The organism is Paenibacillus sp. 01T422 (genome assembly GCF_056398785.1).
Window position 1 is genome coordinate 1 of the sequence record NZ_JBFTQB010000016.1, and the last position, 19,233, is coordinate 19,233.

Consider the following 19,233-nt stretch of genomic DNA (forward strand, 5'->3'; position numbering starts at 1 on the left):
GTTCTTTATGTGCATGCTCCGAAACAAAAAGGAAATGTAAAGGAGGTTCTTTATGTGCATGCTCCGAAACAAAAAGGAAATGTAAAGGAGCAGTTAGTTGCATTAAAGAGGATTCAGTCGTAGAACGGGGAGTGAAATGGAGGCCGCTGCACGGCCTAATCTTTTCACCGATAGAACTTTTAAATAGATGAATAGAAGAATGCGATATACACTGTGACCAAATGTTGGGATATAGTAATCCTATGAAATTAAATCCGATTATACACATTGGTATTAACGGTTAAAAGGAGTGACTACCATGTCCAAGAGACAGTTAAAGCTGGGAGCTAATTTGAACGGAGTCGGAAATAGTATATCCTTCTGGCGGCATCCCGAAGTGCCAACCAATGCGAGTGTCAATTTATCCTTTTATAAAGATCAGGCTCGTAAAGCTGAACAGGGAAAATTCGATCTCTTATTTATCGCAGATGGTTTGTTTATTAATGAAAAGTCCAATCCTCATTTCTTAAACCGCTTTGAACCGCTGACACTGCTGTCAGCCTTAAGCGAAGCAACAACCCATATCGGTCTGGTTGCTACCTTATCTACTTCCTATAGCGAGCCATTCACAGTGGCCAGACAGTTTGCTTCTATCGATCATCTTAGTGGGGGAAGAGCGGGTTGGAATGTCGTCACATCACCCCTCGAAGGTTCGGCGCTGAACTTCGGCAAAGGCGAGCATCCGCATCATTCGCTGCGTTACGAGATTGCTGAGGAACATCTTGAGGTTGTAAAAGGGTTATGGGACTCGTGGGAGGACGATGCGTTTGTCCGAGACAAAGCTAGCGGTGTTTTCTTCGATTCCGCCAAACTTCACACGCTGCACCATAAGGGTAAACACTTTGCCGTTCAAGGGCCGCTGAATGTTGCGCGTTCGAAGCAAGGATACCCCGTCGTATTCCAAGCGGGCTCCTCGGATTCTGGCAAAGATCTTGCCGCCAGATCGGCAGATGCCGTGTATACGGGGCACGAGACGTTCGAGCAAGCTCGTGCTTTTTACCAAGATGTTAAGAGCAGAGCTGCCGCTTACGGCCGTCAGCCTGATGAGATTCTGATTTTCCCGGGCATCGGCCCAATTGTTGGAAGGACCGAAGCGGAAGCAGAGCGCAAATATCAGGAAATTGCTGAGCTTGTCACGATTGAACAGGCATTGAATTATTTGGGACGTTATTTTGAACATTATGACTTCACGCAGCATGCTTTGGATGAGCCGTTTCCGGAACTCGGGGACTTCGGCAGCAACAGCTTCCGCAGTACGACAGACCGCATTAAGCAGGAAGCCGAGAAACAGGGGCTCACGCTTCGTCAGGTTGCACTTCGGGCATCTACGCCGAGAAGCAATTTCATCGGTACGCCGGAGAAGGTGGCTGATCTCATCCAGCAATGGTTCGAAGGAGGCGCAGCGGATGGTTTCAACATTCGGACTGTGGTACCGAACGGACTCGCCGATTTTGTTGATTTGGTTGTACCTGTGTTGCAGGAACGCGGGATTTTCCGTAAGGAGTATGAAAGTGATACGCTGCGAGGCAATCTGGGGTTAGATGTACCCGTGAATCGTTACATTCGGCAGTCTGAAGTGGTGAGGGGGAGCTAGGATGTCGACCGCGATCGATCTATGCGTAAGGGATGCCAGAGCGGATGAATGGGAGAAGGCCGTCGATTTGACTATCGAGGCATACCGCCAGTAATGAGTCGGGCTTTGGTCCCGCATTCTGGGAACAATACATAAGCAATATCAAAGCTCAGTGGAGGCGCACGGAAGATACCTGGCGTCTTGTCGCCGAGCAGGAAGAAAAGCTAGTAGGGGCGGCGCTTCTATACCCGCCTCAAGAGGGTTTGTATGAGAAGCTGAGCGAGACCATTCCCTATCCGGAAATCCGCCTCCTCGGCGTAGATCCTGCTGCAAGAAGCAAAGGCATCGCTACTTCGCTAATTGCAGAATGTGCCCGGCGTGCAGAGCGTGACGGATTTGCCTATCTTGGCTTGCACACCTCGAGCCGAATGCCAGATGCTGTGCGGCTTTATCTCAGGCTGGGATTCGAACGCGAGCCCCGCTATGATTTCTTGGCAGCTGACCAAACGACGGTGGTTGAAGCCTATCGCTTGGCGCTGCAGACCAAACATAAAGAGTAAATAGGAGGATGTATCTATGAAATTGTTGAAATCGACCACTTTTATCCTAACTTCCGCATTGCTGTTCGCAGGTTGTGGAGCCAAAGAAGAGAAGCAAACCTCACCAAAAGGTCATCACGTCTCCGGGAAGCAATGGCGCTGTCTGGCTGCAGGATTACAATAAAAGCAAAGGGAACCCCTTTGAACTGGTCTTCTCCGGAAGCGGAGGAACGAATGATGTGATTAACCAGATTAAAACAGGTCGTGTAGACGCGACAATATCAACGCCGTTCCAAGTAACAGGACGCAATAAGGACGCGGATGCGCAGCAAAAAGTTGTTGGTCCTGTGCTTTACACAYCCAAAATTTACTATGTGCTACGCAAAGATGAAGCGGAGCTGAAAACCAAAATTGATGAGGCGTTACGAGAAATCAAAAAAGACGGAACATTGGGAAGCCTCAGCAAAAAATGGTTAGGAGAAGATTTTACAGTGACACAATAATGGGGAAATCGTTTGATTTCTCACTAATTTGGGTGTACTTGCCTAAGCTGCTGTCTTACTTGCACGTCACGTTGTTCATTGTGCTGGCTTCCGTTGTATGCGGCGTACTGCTTGGCCTCGTCATCGCACTGCCAAGGCTGTACCGGATCCCCCTGCTCAATCGGCTTGTTATTATTTATATTTCGTATACAAGAGGCACGCCCATATTGATCCAGCTATTTCTCGTCTATTACGGCGTACCGGAGCTGCTCAAAGCAGTTGGTATAGACGTGAGCGATGTCCAGCCGTTAGTTTTTGTCATTCTAACTTATGCGCTCCATTTCGCCGCTTATTTCTCTGAAATTTTCCGCGCTTCGGTAAATGCCATAGATCGCGGACAGGCAGAGGCAGGCTATTCGATTGGCATGAGTAGCTACGCCGTGCTGACGCGAATCGTTCTACCTCAGGCGTGGAGAGTGGCGCTACCCAATGTGGCCAATCTCACGATTGGTACACTGAAGGATACCTCTCTTGCCTATACGCTGGGCGTAATGGATCTAGTGGGGCGAGCTGAGATGCTCGGCACGACCTATCATTTCCTTGAAATCTGGATAGCGTTGTCCATGATTTATTATGTCGTAGTCCTTTTAATGGAATACGTGTACCATCGTTTCGAGCGCAGGGTTCAACGCTTTGAGCAAGCAGTCACGGCTTTCGACTAAAAGGAAGGGGGGAGCAGCTATTCACATCGATTTCCAGTTTATGCTTGAAGCCTTCAGAGCCATGCTGAAGGCACTGCCGCTAACGCTCATTCTCTCGATCGTCCCTTTATTCTCGGGTTTCATTGTCGGTGTGCTTATCGCTTTTATTCGCATGTACAGAATCAAATATATTCACCGCTTCGCGCAGTTTTACGTTTCCTTCTTCAGAGGCACACCGCTTCTGCTGCACATTATGCTTGTTTATTTTGCCATTCCGATGATCTTTGATTATCTCGCAGTACGATATGGTTGGAGTGTGCGCTCCAGCGTGATCCCGCTCATGTTGTTCATCTTCATAGCGTTCACGTTGAATATCGGCGCGTACATGTCGGAGACGATCCGCTCGGGTATTTTGTCCGTCTCCAAGGGACAGCTTGAAGCTGGCTATTCGGTTGGCATGACGACCTGGCAGGGGATGAGGCGTATCGTCCTTCCGCAAGCGCTGCATGTAAGTCTGCCGAATTTATTGAGTAAATTCATCGGCTTGCTGCATGGTTCTTCACTTGCTTTTATGATATCGCTGCAAGAGTTGAACGGCACAGCGCACATCGTTGCGATGAGGAATTGGAAATACCTAGAAGCCTATATCGCAGCGGCTGTCATTTACTGGATTTTGACCATTATCGCTGAGAACATCTCCGCTTTGTTGGAAAAACGGTTGAATATATACAATCGCAGCGGTATCGCTTAAGTAAAATCCCGGAACTTCACGGGTGGTGTATTGAAATGTTGAATCGATGTATAGAAGAACTCTATTAGACGAGAGCGTAATGAGGATGATAAGGTTAGATCATGTTAAATTCTTAGTATTTGCATCGGAATTATGTGTTTAAAAATAGTCGCGTAGTGAAAGGAGGCACCTCATGATTCATTTATCCAATATTACCAAATCGTTTGGTCGCAACCAGGTGCTCAAAGGCATCAATCTTACGGTTAACCGAGGGGAAGTCGTTGCCATCCTGGGACCGAGCGGTTCAGGGAAAACGACGCTGCTTCGATGCTTGAATTATTTGGAAAAGCCGAATGACGGCGCGATTATGATTGATAACTTTGGCGTAGATTGCAAGAAAGCAAGCAAAAAGGAGATTCATCAGCTGCGCCAAAAGACGGCGATGGTGTTTCAACAATACAATTTGTTCCGCCACAAGACAGYGCTTGAGAACGTAATGGAAGGATTGCTGATTGTCAAAAAGATTCCCAAAGATGAGGCTCGGAGGGTTAGCGTCGAGCTCCTGCACAAGGTCGGTCTTGGGGAGAAGCTTGATGCTTATCCCTCTCAACTGTCCGGCGGACAGCAGCAGCGAGTTGGCATCTCCAGAGCACTGGCACTAAATCCAGAAGTTATTCTATTCGATGAGCCCACGTCGGCGCTGGATCCTGAACTTGTCGGCGAAGTGCTCGCTGTGATCCGAAAGATCGCCAAAGAGGGCATTACGATGATTATTGTCACGCATGAAATGACCTTCGCGCAGGATGTCGCCAGTCACGTGGTATTTATGGACGAAGGCGCCATCGTCGAGGAAGGGAAGCCGAACGAGTTGTTTAACCGTCCCAAAGAAGAGCGGACCAAGCAGTTCCTGAGCCGCATTCGTCCGGAACTTTCATATTCCATCTAGGAGGCAACCTTTATGACGATTTCAATAAGCATTTTGGATCAAAGTCCGATCTATCCCGGAAGTTCAGCGTCTGAGGCGCTTGCCCAAACTATTCGATTAGCTCAAAAGGCGGAGGAGCTCGGCTATCAACGATTCTGGGTGTCGGAGCATCATGACTCCGAATTTCTCGCCGGATCTTCGCCAGAAGTATTGATCTCACACTTGCTAGCAAAAACAGAGCGTATCCGCATCGGATCAGGCGGTATCATGCTGCAGCACTACAGTCCCTATAAAGTTGCCGAGAATTTCAATGTACTGGCATCCCTTGCTCCGGGAAGAGTCGACTTGGGGGTTGGGAGAGCACCAGGCGGCTTGCCTCGCAGCACACAGGCGCTGCAGCGTGGTGTCACTGAACCTCAGACTCTGACGGAAAAGCTCATAGAGCTTGAGGCGTACGTGAATAACCAAATTCCGGAGAGTCATCCGCTGCACGGCATTAAGGTATCGCCTATAGCAAGCAGCCCTGCTGATATTTACTTGCTTGGAGCAAGTCTCGATAGTGCAGAGCTTGCTGCATCGTTAGGTCTTCCTTATGTCTTTTCTTTATCCATTAATGGGGACCGATCGGCAGCAATTGAAGCTATACACGTGTATAAATCCAATTTTCAGCGAAAGTCCAACCGATCACCACAGGCTATACTTGCCTTGTCGGTCATTGTGGCAGATACGGATCAGGCGGCGCATGCGCTTGCTTTTGAACAGAAGCACTACAAAGTGTATCTGGCCAGCGGCAAAAAAGCGACCGTAGGTACGTTGGAGCAGGCTGAGGAATTCGGCAGGCAGGCGAATGAGCCCTACACAATTGAGGAGAAAACGACGGAAATTACGCGAGGCTCCAAAGAAACAGTTCGTGAACAGTTGGTAGATTTACAGCGGCACACAGGCGTAGATGAGTTCATCGTTACAGCTAAAATCGAGGATTTCGATGAGAGAGTTCGCTCTTATGAAAGACTGGCAGAAGCGTTGAACGATGTAGAAACAGTCGTATAGGACTGCACAGCATTTGAACGATTCATTTTGAGGAGGATAAGCGATGAGTCATCCTGACATTCAACCATATTTGGATACGTATAACCAATTACTTAATGCTGTAGAAGGGTTAAGCCCGGAACAATTAAGTTGGAAAGAAGCCCCTGCTTCATGGAGCGTAACGGAGGTTTTGACCCACTTAGCCGATCATAGTCTTGTTATTTCCTTCCGAATTCGTGACATTTTAGCGGGGACGACGGTTCGATTGCCTGCTTTTAACCAGGATGCATGGGTTAGCGGACAAAAGGCCAATGACGGAGCTGCTGCCGATAATTTGACGATATTTCATCAATTGCTCCGATATAACAGTTTATTATTTCACCGTTTAGACGACGAGGATTGGCATAAGACCGGCATAAATGCTAAAGGTGAGACGGTAAGTATTACGAACATTATTCAGGGCTTTACGAAGCATGTGAATAACCATCTGTCCCAAATCGATCGTATTAAACGCTCTTTGGCCAGTGCAAACCAGCAAGAGGTGAGCTCTTCATGAGCGAAGTATATCGTCTTGCTGAGCCCCGAGATGCCGAGAGGCTTTTGGAGATCATCTACGATGCGTATATCACAATACGCGAATTGAACCTGCAATGGCCAGCAGCGCATGCTGATTTGGCATTAATCGAAGAAAATATCACGAAGAACGCCTGTTACGTCCTGGAAAAGGATGGACAGATTGCCGCCACGTTAACCCTATCCAAGGATGCAATCAATAAGTGGAACAGGGAGTATCCGTTTCTCAAATGGTTCGCGGTCCATCCTGATGCGCAAGGGGGCGGACTCGGCACTAAGCTGCTGACTTGGGTGGAGGAAGCGATCATTCGGGATGAGCTCGGTGTATCGGCTGTCACGCTAGCTACAGCAGAGAAGCATCCATGGCTGCTCGATATGTACGAGCGAAAAGGCTATGAGCGCATCGATGCCATTGACCGGGGGAATGGCGACGGCACGATGTATTTGCTGCGCAAAATCGTGAACCCTCACTTGCATGCGGAGAGAATTCGCAAGCACGGCCAAGGAGACAAGTTATGAAATTCGCCTTATTCAGCTTGGTGATGAATATACGCAATGCGGTAACTGGTGAAACGCTGACAACGCAAGAGAAGTTCCAGAATATTCTCAAGCAGGCGATTTATGCTGAACAGCTTGGTTTTGACGCCTACGGCATCGGGGAAAGACACGGGCCTCCGTTTCTTTCTTCCTCACCGGCTGTGCTTCTGACAGCCATAGCTGCGCATACCTCGCGCATGCGACTGTTGACAACAGTCGCAGTGCTTAGTGTCCTCGATCCCGTTCGCGTTGCTGAAGATTATGCAACGTTGGATCACCTATCGGGAGGCCGCTTGGAGTTAATTATCGGGAAAGGCAATGACCCACGGCATTATCCGTTATTTGGCATCAAAGAAGAAGAGCAATGGGATTCGCTCGCCGAAAGATACGCCCTGCTCAAACGATTATGGAGCGAAGAAAATGTTAGTTGGGAAGGCAAATATCGTCCCCCATTGCGGGAAGTTACCATTTTGCCTAGACCGTTCCAATCGACGATTCCGATCTGGCACGGCAGTGCCTCATCGCCGCTGTCCACGGAGCTTGCTGCCAAATATGGCGAACCGATTTTCTCATCCAATACGTTCCATCCCTTATCTAAGTACAAAGCGTTGATTGATCACTACCGGGAAAGATTGGCTTATTACGGGCATGATCCGAAGCATGCAACCGTTGGAGTGGGAGCAGGTACTTTATATTTGGCTAAAACAACAGAAGAAGCTATTCGGCGTTTTCGTCCGTATTATGAAGCTTTTCATTCCACGGATTCAGCTAAACATAACCAGTCGCCTTTTGCCAGCTTGGAGGATAATTTAGCAAATGGGCCATTGTTAGTAGGCAGTCCTGAGCGTGTTATTGAGAAAATATTGACCTATCAGGCCGCTTACGGTCATCAGGTCATGTCGATAAGTGTGGATGGGTTGACGGAAGCTGAGCAGCGTGAACAGATGGCGTGGTTTGCTTCTGAAGTTGCGCCAGTGCTTCGCCGGGAGATTACAAGTAGCATTTGGTCAGCTTAATCTATTTATTTGACATAGGAGTGTGGGCACAATGAGGAAAGTACGTTATATACCAATCACGCTGCTGCTGGCAGCTGCCATGATGGTCACATCGGCTTGCGCAGGAACTGGCGGCTCAGGCAGTCAATCGGCATCGCCAGCAAGTTCGGTTCATGCTGCAGGGAATGGACAGGCGGCGAGTGGAGGTGAAATTTCATTTGCCCTGGCAACCTCGCCAGATACGCTTGACCCGCACCGCAGCGGTTTAGCTGTTGCCGTCAGAGTATTCCGGACGATCTATGATAATCTGGTCGTGCAGCTGCCGGACAACACGATTAAACCATGGCTGGCAACGGAATGGTCGATTTCGCCGGACGGCAAGAGTTACACTTTTAAGCTGCGCAAAGATGTGAAATTTCAGGACGGGACACCTTTCAATGCAGAAGCCGTGAAATACAGCTATGATCGAATACTTGATCCAGCAACGAAAGCAGCTAATGCTTCTGCTCTGCTTAAACCTTACAAGTCTTCGGAAGTGATTGACGAGTATACCATTAAACTCAACCTAGAGTCGCCATCGGTAGCTTTTCTTGGTAACTTAAGCCAGGCTATGCTCGGCATCGTATCGCCAACAGCAGCCAAGAAATACGGTGATCAATTCGGTAAAAATCCAGTTGGAACCGGGCCTTTCAAATTCGTCAAATGGGATGATAATTCCGAAATCAAAGTGGAGCGCAACCCGGATTATAACTGGGCTCCTGCGCTGGTTGAAAATAAGGGCAAAGCCTATCTGGATGCTATTACGTTCAAAATTATTCCTGAAGAGGCGACACGGCTCGGCAGTGTGCAGAGCGGGCAGGTGACAGCAGCAGAAACCGTTCCACCGCAAAATATCGTAGCGCTGAAAAATGATGCCAAGCTTCAGCTGCTGCAAGTGAACACGAACGGCTTGCCGTACACGCTCTTTTTTAACCAAAGCAGAGCTCCCTGGAATGATGTGAAGGCGCGTCAAGCCGTACAATCCGCTATTGACGTTGATTCCATTGTCAAAACGTTATATCTGGGCACCTATCAGCGTGCTTGGTCGCCTTTGACACCTGCGATTTTCGGTTACGATGCTTCGCTTGAAAATAAGATAAAACCAGATCTCGACAAGGCAAACCGTCTTTTTGATGAATTGGGCTGGGTTAAAGGTACAGACGGCATACGCGAGAAAGACGGCAAAAAGCTAACCCTGCATTATGTAGATGGTTCACCGAATAGAGAGAAGCGCAATGACATTGCCGCCATCATCCAGCAGCAGCTCAAGAAAGTGGGAGTTGCCGTCGAAGTCGAGATAACGAAGGACGTTCAAAGCGTCATTTATACAGCTCAAGCCTATGACCTCTATGGGAACAGCCAAGTGAATTCCGATCCTGTTGCTTTAAATTCGTTCTACCACACAACAGCACCGAATGCCCGTCCTTCGCTTTCTCATTTATCAGATTCAGCTCTTGATAAGCTGCTCGAGCAAGGAGCTGTGGAAGCGGATGAAACGAAGCGTAAGGATATTTATAAGAACGTGCAGCAATATATCATAGACAATGCGGTCATCATCCCAGTTTACATTTTCCCATATACCGTTGCTGCTTCGAAAAGTGTAAGTGGCATCAAATTTGATTCCTTAGGCTATCCACTGTTTAATGACGCGTCTATCCTCAAAAAATAAGGAGGCCGCTCGGATGGTTCATGCAATCGTAGTGCGGTTCATCAGCTCTATAGGTGTTATTATAGGTTCTTCTATTTTGGTATTCTGTGTTCTCTATGTGCTGCCTGGAGATGTTGTCATGAATATGATTGATCCAAGCACGATGAGTCCTGAAGCAATTGCGAATTTACGCCATCAGCTTGGGGTTGACCGGCCGTTTCTGGAGCAGTTTACGACTTATTTCAGCCATGTGCTTGTCTTGGATTTCGGTAAATCACTAGTGAACTCAGAGCCTGTTCTGCCCAAAATTATGACGCATTTCCCAGCGACACTGGCGCTAACAGCTGCAGCTTCGCTGGTCTCCGTTACGGTTGGCCTTGTGCTGGGGGTCTTATCGGCGATCCATCGCAATAAACCGATTGATATCATCGCCAGAATTGTTGGGTTGTTCGGTATTTCTATGCCGACTTTCTGGTCAGGGATTTTGCTTATTCTCATATTTTCCGTGTTTCTCGGGTGGCTGCCTGCGCTCGGCTCGAACGGCTGGCAAACGCTGGTTCTGCCTGCAGTTACCTTGGGTATGCTGGGAGCGGGTTTCATCGTTCGCATGGTTAGAAATGCCATGTTGGAGGTACTTGGCGAAGCCTTCATTACAACGCTTCGCGCCAAGGGCTTGCTTGAGCGTTCGGTGATGTATCGCCATGCGCTGCGCAATGCATTGATTCCTGCGGTTACGATGCTGGGGATTCTGCTTGGCGAGATGCTGGCTGGCACGGTTGTCATTGAGACGGTATTCTCGCGTCAGGGCATCGGTAGAATTATCGCAGATGCCATTATGGCGAAGGATCTACCGGTCGTGCAGGGAGTTATTTTATTCTCCGCTATCATCTATATCCTTGTGAATCTACTCGTCGATATCTCGTATGCCTATATAGATCCCCGAGTCAGACGATTCCAAAATTAAGTTTATGCGTACGAAGTCAGTTTTCTAACGAAAACTTTAAGGAGGATGCCTAGGATGAGGGAAGCTGTCAATGCGAAACCCTTATGGCGGGCCAAACGAACCGGCCTGACCATTCACCGTAAGAACCTGAATCTGAGCCCTTCACGTCTCATTGTATATGCGTCAACGGTTGTTGTTGTATTTCTCATTATTTGCGCTATTGTACCTGGGTGGATTGCACCATATGTGCCGACCGACATGCAAGCGGATCAAATCTTGCTTCCTCCTGGTGGCGTTCACTTGCTAGGGACGGACTATTTTGGCCGAGATGTCTTCAGCCTTATTGTGTTCGGTGCCAGGGAGTCTCTGTTTATCGGGTTCGCCTCTGTTCTTGTTGGAGGGCTTCTGGGAGGGCTCATCGGCGCATACGCGGGTTATTTCGGAGGATGGACGGACCGTGTGCTGATGCGATTCAATGATATCGTCATGACAGTTCCAAGCGTATTGCTGGCGCTCGCGATTGCTGCCGCACTCGGTCCCGGGCTTTGGAATATCGTACTCGCTGTTGCATTAGCCGCAGTTCCTAATTATGCGCGTGTCATGCGTGGGCAAATACTCAGCGTCAAAAATCGCCCGTTCATTACCGCTTCCCGATCCATCGGGGCGACACAGCTTTCTTTGTTCATGAAGCATGTTCTGCCGAATTCTCTTTCTCCACTGCTGGTTATGGCGGCCATAGGCGTTGGAACATCGATTCTGACCGGGTCCGGTCTTAGTTTTCTGGGTCTTGGCGTGCTAAAAGAAATACCTGATTGGGGCGCTTTGCTTTCCCAAGGCAGGGGGTATTTAACCGTAGCTTGGTGGATATGTACGTTTCCGGGCTTGGCGATCACTTTGTTCGTATTATCTATCAATGTCCTCGGCGATGAACTGCGCGATGCGCTTGATCCCAAGAAACGACAATCATAGGGGGAGCAGGGGATGAGTGCATTACTATCTGTAGATCAGCTTCGTGTAGAATTTGCTCTAAATCGCAATGTCATGCAGGCTGTCAGCGATATCAGTTTCTCCATTCAGGCCGGTGAAATCGTTTGTCTAGTCGGCGAGTCAGGAAGCGGAAAGTCTGTTACCTCCAAAGCGATCATGCGCTTAATTGAACATGAGAACGGGTCAATTACCTCGGGGACCATCAAGCTCGGCGATGTCGATGTCACTACGCTGCCACCGCAAGAACTCCGTTCTTTGCGGGGGAAAAGAATTGCCATGGTTTTTCAAGAGCCAATGGCGGCTTTTGATCCTGTATTTACGATTGGCAGCCAAATCACAGAAACAATTAGGCGTCATGATCGCCGTATCACTGCCCGAGAGGCAGAAGAGGAGGCTGCCCGACTTCTTCAGCGGGTAGGCATCCCAGAGCCTAAGCTTCGGCTAAAGCAGTATCCAGGCGAGCTGTCTGGAGGGATGCTGCAGCGAGCTATGATTGCGATGGCTCTAAGCGGCAAACCGGAGCTGCTGATCGCAGATGAGCCGACAACCGCTCTGGACGTGACCATTCAAGCTCAAATTCTGCAGCTCCTGCAAGAGCTGAGGAGTGAGTTCAACATGTCCATCCTGCTGATCACACACGACCTTGGGGTTGCAGCAGAGATGGCAGACCGGGTCATTGTGATGTATGCCGGTCAAATCGTCGAGCAATCGGCAGCGGTGGATATATTTACTCAGCCAAGGCATCCGTATACGCTGGGGCTACTTCGCTCGATTACGACATTAGACAGTGATCGCACTCAGCCCCTCTATGCAATCCCTGGTACGATACCGGGAATGAACAATCTCCCGTCGGGATGCCGTTTTCATCCCCGCTGTGCTTATGCGACAGAGTTGTGCACCCGTGAGGCGCCAGCTCTGGAAGATCGAGGCGGCCATCAATCGGCTTGCTGGTATGCTGATCAGCTGCCGAAACCACGAGATGTTCGGGTACCGGAGCAGACTCATGGAGTTGAAGTTCGAGAGCAACCAGCCCTTGTTGAAACTAACTCGAAGCAGGAGGCTGTACCGCTAATTGAGCTGCGTCATGTTACGAAACATTATCCGCTGAAGAGCTCTTTTCTTTCAAGAGACCGGAAATGGATTCAAGCTGTGGATGATGTATCCTTCACGATTCGAAAAGGCGAGACATTCGGTCTGGTCGGCGAATCGGGCAGCGGCAAGTCGACGCTTGGGCGGATGCTGCTGCATTTGGAGAAGCCGACTTCCGGTACTGTTTTATTTGAAAATCAGGATCTGGGTGCATTGTCTGGCTCCCTATTACGTCAGCAGCGGAAGGATATGCAGATGATCTTCCAAGATCCTCACGGCTCCGTCGACCCCCGCTGGAAGGTTGGAGATATTATCGGCGAACCTTTTGCGGTGCATGGGGGAAGGAAGGGCAGGGAAAAGAGAGAATCTGTAGAGACATTGCTGCGCCTTGTGGGGCTTGATCCGAATGCCTATGATCGTTATCCGCATGAGTTTTCCGGCGGACAACGCCAGCGGATCGGCATAGCGAGGGCGATTGCTCTGGGGCCCAAATTCCTATTGGCTGACGAAGCGGTATCGGCCCTTGATGTATCCGTTCAAGCACAGATTATTAATCTGCTGCAAGAACTGCGTAAGCAGCTTGATCTTACGATGTTGTTTATCGGTCATGGTCTGCATGTTGTCCGTTATGTTTCTGATCGTATCGGCGTCATGTATTTAGGCAAACTGATTGAAATTGCACCCAGCGAGCAGCTATTCCGCCATCCGGCGCATCCTTATACAAGGGCGCTGGTGGCTTCCATCCCAGTTCCTGATCCGCTTCGGCAGCGCTTGTTCAAAGCGATTGAGGGGGAGATTCCGTCACCGGCTAGTCCCCCAACAGGCTGCAGATTCCGTACGAGGTGCCCTGCAGCGACCGCAAGATGTGCTGCGGAAGAGCCGCAATTCCGTGAAGTKGGTCAAGAACATTTTGTGGCGTGTCATGATCMTTTGTTTTAAATATATAAATTCCGATTGACATACTTGGTATTTATCGATAAAGTTAGAATAATTCAATAGCTGTCAACCGGGCAGCCGGAGACCTGTGAAGCCTTGTATCTGCATATTAGTCAGATGAAGGGCTCGGAGGTCTTTTTGTGCTTGGTTTCTGGCTCATCTTATTCTATTTGGATCTGGGGTACCGCGTATGAATATTGAAAATATTGAGGCATTTGTTTATGTGTATCACTATGGCAGTTTTAATAAAGTGGCGGAAGTTTTGTTCCTGTCACAACCATCGGTCACAGCTCGGATTCAAACGCTCGAACGTGAGCTGGACATTCGGCTCTTCGACCGTTTGGGTAAGCAAGTGCAGCTGACAGAGAAGGGCAGACAATTTCTACCTTATGCGCAGCAGTTGCTGCAAGTATATCAGAAGGGGAAGCAGCACATACAGCGGCAGCGGACGGATCCGCAAGAGCTTCGACTGGGCTGCACGGTGTCTGCCTCCAACTACATGCTGCCGGAATTGCTGCCTAAGCTGAAAAATCAATTTCCGGGACTTCAAATCAAATTAACAACAGCGACAACAGACGAAATCATGTCTAAAGTTCTGAACAAAGAGCTCGATATCGGATTCGTCCGTAATATTAGCCATCCCAATTTGCATTCGGTCAAATATTACGAAGATCCTATTCGTTTATACGCTTATGCGGATCATCCACTTGTAGGTCAAAAAGAGGTGTCTCTCGACTTGATTGTCGATCAGCCTTTCGTTTTTTTTGAATGCGGCTCGCTGGATTGGCTGAGAATTCACAGGCTCTTTCAAAGTTTGGATAAACCTCCGGCTATCGAAATTCAAACCGATAATGCAGAAACCGCCAAGAAGCTCGTTTTGAACAAGGCTGGATTATGCTTCCTCCCTGGTCTATGTGTCCATAAGGAAGTGCGTGAGCAACTGTTGTATCCCGTAGATTTAGCTGGGGTAGCAAGCGTAGCTCTGCAGACGAATTTGATCAGTTTGAATGGTGAGAAATCGGAGATCCTGCAGTTTTTTCTAGCGAATCGAACAGGGTAACAAAGGTCACACAGACAGTAGGAGGCATAATGGCAGCAATTAGCACCAACAAGGAAAATAACTTTCAACAAAAACTGGTTGATATCAGGCGCCACCTTCATCAGTATCCGGAATTGTCGCATGAGGAATTTGAGACAACGGCTTTTATCCGAAGAACGCTCGAGGCAGCCGATATCCGAATTGCATCCGAATTCAAGCTGGAAACAGGCTTGATTGCTGAAGTCGGGGGGCTGCACGGGGGGCCAATCCTCGCGCTGCGGGCCGATATCGATGCACTGCCGATTCAAGAAGAGACCGGCTTGAGCTTCGCTTCCAAGCATGGAGGCAGAATGCATGCATGTGGTCATGATTTTCATACTGCCGCTTTAATAGGTGCAGCTTTACTTTTAAAAGAAAGGGAGCACGAGCTGGCAGGCAGTGTTCGTTTGGTGTTCCAACCGGCGGAAGAGAAGGCCGCGGGTGCTCATAAAGTGATTCGAACCGGCGCGCTCGATAAGGTTAGGGCAATTTACGGCATGCACAATAAACCAGACCTGCCAGTAGGTACGATTGGCATTCGTTCAGGAGCACTGATGGCTGCTGCTGACGGTTTCCTCGTAGAGCTGGAAGGTATTGGTTCGCATGCTGCCGTACCTGAAGCGAGTGTAGATCCAGTTCTAGCAGCCGCTCATCTGATTACGGCTCTCCAGTCGATTGTCAGCCGCAATGTAAGCCCGCTGGAGAGTGCGGTTGTTAGTATAACGCGCTTGCACACAGGGACCGCCTGGAACATCATACCGGAGAAAGCCGTTCTGGATGGCACGGTACGGACGTTTGACGCCGAAGTACGCACCCGGGTTAAGCAGCGCTTCGGTGACATTGTGACCGGCATCGCTTCTGCTTTCGGGGCCAAAGCATCCTTTCGCTGGCTGCAGGGGCCGCCGCCCGTGCACAACGATGCGGCGCTTGCTGAAGCGGCGGCCAAGGTGGCTGAGCGGCTTGGCCTTGAGGTCGTGGCGCCGAAGCCTTCCCCGGCGGGTGAGGATTTTGCATTCTATCAGCAGCAAATACCGGGATTTTTTGCCTTTATAGGAACATCAGGACCGCAGGAATGGCATCATCCTGCTTTTGATATCGATGAACGTGCGTTATCTGTCTCTGCCCAATTTTTTGCCGAGTTGGCGGTTGATGAGCTGAAACGGTTCGCTGCGGAGCGGTAGGCTTTGGAGGAGGTCAGGCATGAGAAATTCGTTTGAAGTGATCGTTATCGGAGCCGGATCCATGGGCATGAGCGCAGGTTATTATTTGGCTAAGCGGGGAATTCGCACCTTGATGATCGATTCGTACGATCCCCCGCACGAAAACGGAAGCCATCATGGAGAGCCGCGGTTAATCCGCCATGCTTACAGCGGTGGGAAGCCCTATATCAACCTGGCGCTTAAGGCCGACCGCTTATGGAGGGAACTTGAAGTGGTCAGCGGGCAAAAGCTGCTCGTTCGCTCCGGCGTACTCAATATGGCCGATCGTTCTGTGGGCAAATTCATAACCAGGTTGCCTGGTTGCAAAGAGGCAGGCGTTCAGGTGGAAATGCTGGATGCCGCAGAGGTTCACAGGCGCTGGGCAGGGATCACATTGCCTGAGTCTTATGAAGCCATGTATGAACCGAATGCCGGATATTTAAACAGCGAGCAGTGTATCGCGGCTTACCGCAAGTTGGCTTTGGCCGAAGGTGCCATGCTGCTGCCCTATAATCCGGTTCAGCATATTCAGGTGGACGGATCAGGTGTCCGCGTACGTACACGCGCAGGGGAATTTTCTGCGGATCAATTGATTATAACCGCCGGAGCCTGGTTCAAGAGTTTAGAGCCTTTCGTCACGCTGCCGATTCGAGCTGTTCGCAAAACAGTGGGTTGGTTTCGGTCTAAACCCGATCTTTATGATGCGGGCATTTTTCCGGGATTTACACTCGAAACGAAAGAGGGAGGGTATTACGGCTTTCCGAGTATTAACGGCGCTGGTATTAAAATCGGCCGCCATGACGGGGGATTGCCTTGGGCTCCGGGGGAGCAGGCAGCGCCATTCGGTCATCTTGAAGAGGACGAAGGTGACTTGCGACGTGCGTTATCTGCTTTCCTACCTCAGTCAGCAGGCGAGTTGCTGCAAGGTCTAGTATGCAAATACGAGCTAACTCCTGATGAGCATTTCATCATTGATCGGCATCCGCTTTATATGAATGTTTTGTTGGCTGGCGGGTTCTCAGGGCATGGATTCAAATTTGCAAGTGCCGTCGGTTCGCTGCTCGCCGATCTTATTCAACAAGTGTCAACTAATGCGGAACTGAGTACCTTTTCACTGTCACGTTTTAATCACATAAAGTCCTAGGAGGAAAGAGATATGAGCAAGAAAAAAATGAAATTAGGTGCAATCCTTCATGGTGTTGGAGGAAATATATCTGGCTGGAGACACCCTGATGCCATTACAGACGCAAGTGTGAATTTTGAGCTGTATAAGAAATGGACGCAGAAGGCCGAAGAAGGCAAGTTTGACTTCGTTTTTATTGCGGACGGTCTGTATATTACCGAGAAATCCATTCCTCATTTTCTAAATCGGTTTGAACCTATCACCATTCTGAGCGCTTTGGCCGGGATTAGCTCCAAAATCGGTCTAGTCGGGACATTGTCCACGTCCTATAGTGAACCTTTTACGGTTGCCCGGCAATTCGGTTCGTTGGATTTGATTAGCGGAGGCAGAGCAGGCTGGAATGTTGTGACGTCACCGTTAGAAGGGTCTGCGCTCAACTATGGCAAGAAGGAAGACCAACATCCAGCCCACGCTGAGCGTTATCGGATAGCGAACGAATATTTGGAAGTCACAACGGGACTCTGGGATTCCTGGGAAGACGATGCTTTTGTGCGTGACAAAGAAAAAGGCGTATTCTTCGATCCATTGAAGCTTCATACCCTAAATCATAAAGGTGCGTTTTTTTCTGTCAAAGGTCCACTTAATGTGGCCCGTTCCAAGCAAGGGCAGCCTGTTATTTTCCAGGCAGGTGCGTCCGAGGACGGGAAGAATTTCGCTGCCAAGGTGGCGAATGCCATTTTCACTGGACAGGAGACTTTAGAGGATGCCCAGCATTATTATGCAGACGTAAAAGGACGTGCAAAAGCGTTGGGACGCAATCCCGATGAAATCGTCATCCTCCCGGGCATAGGGCCAATCGTTGGTCGGACCCAGGAAGAAGCGGAACGTAAATATGAGGAAATCGCCAATCTCACGTCGATCGACAAAGCACTTGAATTCCTCGGGCGCTTCTATGAGCATCACGACTTCTCGCAATATCCGCTGGATGAGCCATTCCCGGAGCTGGGTGATCTTGGCCGCAATAGCTTCCAGAGCGCTACGGACAAGATGAAAGCATGGGCAAAAGCTGAGGGATTAACGCTCCGCCAAGTAGCCCTCCAAGTGGCCACACCTAAGCCAACATTCCTGGGAACGCCGGAAGTTATCGCTGATAAATTGCAAGAATGGTTTGAGGGAAGCGGAGCAGATGGGTTCATTGTTGGCAGCGCCACGCCACAAGGTCTTGAGGACTTCGTTGAACTTGTAGTGCCGATTCTGCAGGAACGCGGTCTGTTCCGGGAAGAATATGAAGCAGATACGCTTAGAGGAAATCTCGGGTTGCCAATACCAGAAAACCGTTATACGAAACAGAAACAGAAACAGAAACAGACAGTTGTGCAAGGCTAAATGCGGAATAACAGGTCTTAATAAGTCGGGCTAATTTCATATATAAAATTGAAACATGAGATCCGCAGTCTGTCGCTGTGGGTCTCTATTTTTTTAATAATTATTTTGTCGGCTAGATGACTGTTTTATCCTTTTCTTATTCATTATAATACCTATAGGTTAAGTAAGAATTAACTCATTTTCTTAAATTGGGGTGACGCTAGTATGTCAGAAAAACAGGCTTCTTCTCCACCGGACCCAATGAAGGAAAAAGGCACTCATGAGCAGCTTTTATTAGCAGAGTTATTTGAAGAATACGGGGTTTTACAGCACTATAAGAAAAATGAATTTATCTTCAGAGAAGATGAGGAAAGCAAGCATATTTATTTTCTCAAGTCTGGGCTTGTTAAAATCTCGCAATCGGCGGAGGAAGGTCACGGTATTACCTTGTTTTTACGCAGTACGGGTGAAATATTCGGTGCGGCTGAGGTACTGACCGGCCAACATAGACAAAGATTCGCACGATGTATCCTGAACAGCGAAGTGTTGCTCGTACCTGCGGACCATTTTAAAAAATTGGTACTAAGTCGTCCAGATGCCCTGTATGCACTAACTGTTTCCAACGCGAGGCGTTTGCTATCTACCCAGAGGTATGTCGAAACGCTTATCTCCCGACCCGTCGCTTGGAGGCTCGCTTATTTTC

General features: G+C 49.1%; 20 protein-coding genes. All 20 read left to right on the top strand.

Annotated elements, in window-relative coordinates:
• Positions 1 to 298 precede the first annotated feature (298 nt).
• Positions 299 to 1,633 carry an LLM class flavin-dependent oxidoreductase gene (locus tag AC1DUA_RS01890; RefSeq protein WP_477498110.1) on the top strand — a complete coding sequence of 445 codons (1,335 nt, stop codon included), beginning with the start codon at positions 299 to 301 and terminating at the stop codon, positions 1,631 to 1,633.
• A gap of 140 nt (positions 1,634 to 1,773) precedes the next feature.
• Positions 1,774 to 2,172: a GNAT family N-acetyltransferase gene (locus AC1DUA_RS01895; RefSeq protein WP_477498128.1), complete on the top strand. Its 399-nt coding sequence runs from the start codon at positions 1,774 to 1,776 to the stop codon at positions 2,170 to 2,172.
• A 16-nt stretch (positions 2,173 to 2,188) separates the two neighbouring features.
• Positions 2,189 to 2,335 (top strand): hypothetical protein, encoded by a 147-nt coding sequence (locus AC1DUA_RS01900; protein ID WP_477498111.1) that lies wholly within the window; start codon positions 2,189 to 2,191, stop codon positions 2,333 to 2,335.
• A 55-nt stretch (positions 2,336 to 2,390) separates the two neighbouring features.
• Positions 2,391 to 2,654 (top strand): transporter substrate-binding domain-containing protein, encoded by a 264-nt coding sequence (locus AC1DUA_RS01905; protein WP_477498112.1) that lies wholly within the window; start codon positions 2,391 to 2,393, stop codon positions 2,652 to 2,654.
• Positions 2,654 to 3,355, top strand: a complete 702-nt coding sequence (locus AC1DUA_RS01910; protein WP_477498113.1) for an amino acid ABC transporter permease — start codon at positions 2,654 to 2,656, stop codon at positions 3,353 to 3,355. The genes AC1DUA_RS01905 and AC1DUA_RS01910 overlap by 1 nt, the downstream gene beginning before the upstream one ends.
• Before the next feature lie 19 nt (positions 3,356 to 3,374).
• The gene (locus AC1DUA_RS01915) at positions 3,375 to 4,085 is read left to right on the top strand and encodes an amino acid ABC transporter permease (RefSeq protein WP_477498129.1); all 711 of its coding nucleotides are present in this window, start codon (positions 3,375 to 3,377) and stop codon (positions 4,083 to 4,085) included.
• A gap of 172 nt (positions 4,086 to 4,257) precedes the next feature.
• Positions 4,258 to 5,010, top strand: a complete 753-nt coding sequence (locus AC1DUA_RS01920; RefSeq protein ID WP_477498114.1) for an amino acid ABC transporter ATP-binding protein — start codon at positions 4,258 to 4,260, stop codon at positions 5,008 to 5,010.
• A gap of 12 nt (positions 5,011 to 5,022) precedes the next feature.
• On the top strand, positions 5,023 to 6,039 hold the full coding sequence (locus AC1DUA_RS01925) for an LLM class flavin-dependent oxidoreductase (RefSeq protein WP_477498115.1): 1,017 nt from the start codon (positions 5,023 to 5,025) through the stop codon (positions 6,037 to 6,039).
• A 43-nt stretch (positions 6,040 to 6,082) separates the two neighbouring features.
• Positions 6,083 to 6,574, top strand: a complete 492-nt coding sequence (locus AC1DUA_RS01930) for a DinB family protein (protein WP_477498116.1) — start codon at positions 6,083 to 6,085, stop codon at positions 6,572 to 6,574.
• Entirely contained in the window at positions 6,571 to 7,110 is a 540-nt protein-coding gene (locus AC1DUA_RS01935; RefSeq protein WP_477498117.1) for a GNAT family N-acetyltransferase, read from the top strand. Before AC1DUA_RS01930 ends, AC1DUA_RS01935 begins: the two co-directional genes overlap by 4 nt.
• The gene (locus tag AC1DUA_RS01940) at positions 7,107 to 8,144 is read left to right on the top strand and encodes an LLM class flavin-dependent oxidoreductase (protein ID WP_477498118.1); all 1,038 of its coding nucleotides are present in this window, start codon (positions 7,107 to 7,109) and stop codon (positions 8,142 to 8,144) included. Before AC1DUA_RS01935 ends, AC1DUA_RS01940 begins: the two co-directional genes overlap by 4 nt.
• A 31-nt stretch (positions 8,145 to 8,175) precedes the next feature.
• Positions 8,176 to 9,831, top strand: coding sequence for an ABC transporter substrate-binding protein (locus tag AC1DUA_RS01945; RefSeq protein WP_477498119.1), 1,656 nt, complete (start codon positions 8,176 to 8,178; stop codon positions 9,829 to 9,831).
• A 13-nt stretch (positions 9,832 to 9,844) separates the two neighbouring features.
• Positions 9,845 to 10,774, top strand: coding sequence for an ABC transporter permease (locus tag AC1DUA_RS01950; protein WP_477498120.1), 930 nt, complete (start codon positions 9,845 to 9,847; stop codon positions 10,772 to 10,774).
• A gap of 54 nt (positions 10,775 to 10,828) precedes the next feature.
• On the top strand, positions 10,829 to 11,722 hold the full coding sequence (locus AC1DUA_RS01955; RefSeq protein ID WP_477498121.1) for an ABC transporter permease: 894 nt from the start codon (positions 10,829 to 10,831) through the stop codon (positions 11,720 to 11,722).
• Positions 11,723 to 11,734: 12 nt separating this feature from the next.
• A complete protein-coding gene (locus tag AC1DUA_RS01960) occupies positions 11,735 to 13,768 on the top strand; it encodes an ABC transporter ATP-binding protein (protein WP_477498122.1) in 2,034 nt (677 codons plus the stop codon).
• Positions 13,769 to 13,955: 187 nt separating this feature from the next.
• Positions 13,956 to 14,825 carry a LysR family transcriptional regulator gene (locus tag AC1DUA_RS01965; protein WP_477498123.1) on the top strand — a complete coding sequence of 290 codons (870 nt, stop codon included), beginning with the start codon at positions 13,956 to 13,958 and terminating at the stop codon, positions 14,823 to 14,825.
• 29 nt (positions 14,826 to 14,854) lie between these two features.
• Positions 14,855 to 16,024 (top strand): amidohydrolase, encoded by a 1,170-nt coding sequence (locus tag AC1DUA_RS01970; RefSeq protein ID WP_477498124.1) that lies wholly within the window; start codon positions 14,855 to 14,857, stop codon positions 16,022 to 16,024.
• Between the two features lie 19 nt (positions 16,025 to 16,043).
• Positions 16,044 to 17,186: an N-methyl-L-tryptophan oxidase gene (gene solA / locus AC1DUA_RS01975; protein WP_477498125.1), complete on the top strand. Its 1,143-nt coding sequence runs from the start codon at positions 16,044 to 16,046 to the stop codon at positions 17,184 to 17,186.
• A gap of 12 nt (positions 17,187 to 17,198) precedes the next feature.
• Positions 17,199 to 18,551 carry an LLM class flavin-dependent oxidoreductase gene (locus AC1DUA_RS01980; RefSeq protein WP_477498126.1) on the top strand — a complete coding sequence of 451 codons (1,353 nt, stop codon included), beginning with the start codon at positions 17,199 to 17,201 and terminating at the stop codon, positions 18,549 to 18,551.
• Positions 18,552 to 18,755: 204 nt separating this feature from the next.
• The coding region (locus AC1DUA_RS01985; protein WP_477498127.1) for a Crp/Fnr family transcriptional regulator at positions 18,756 to 19,233 on the top strand (478 nt) is incomplete at its 3' end.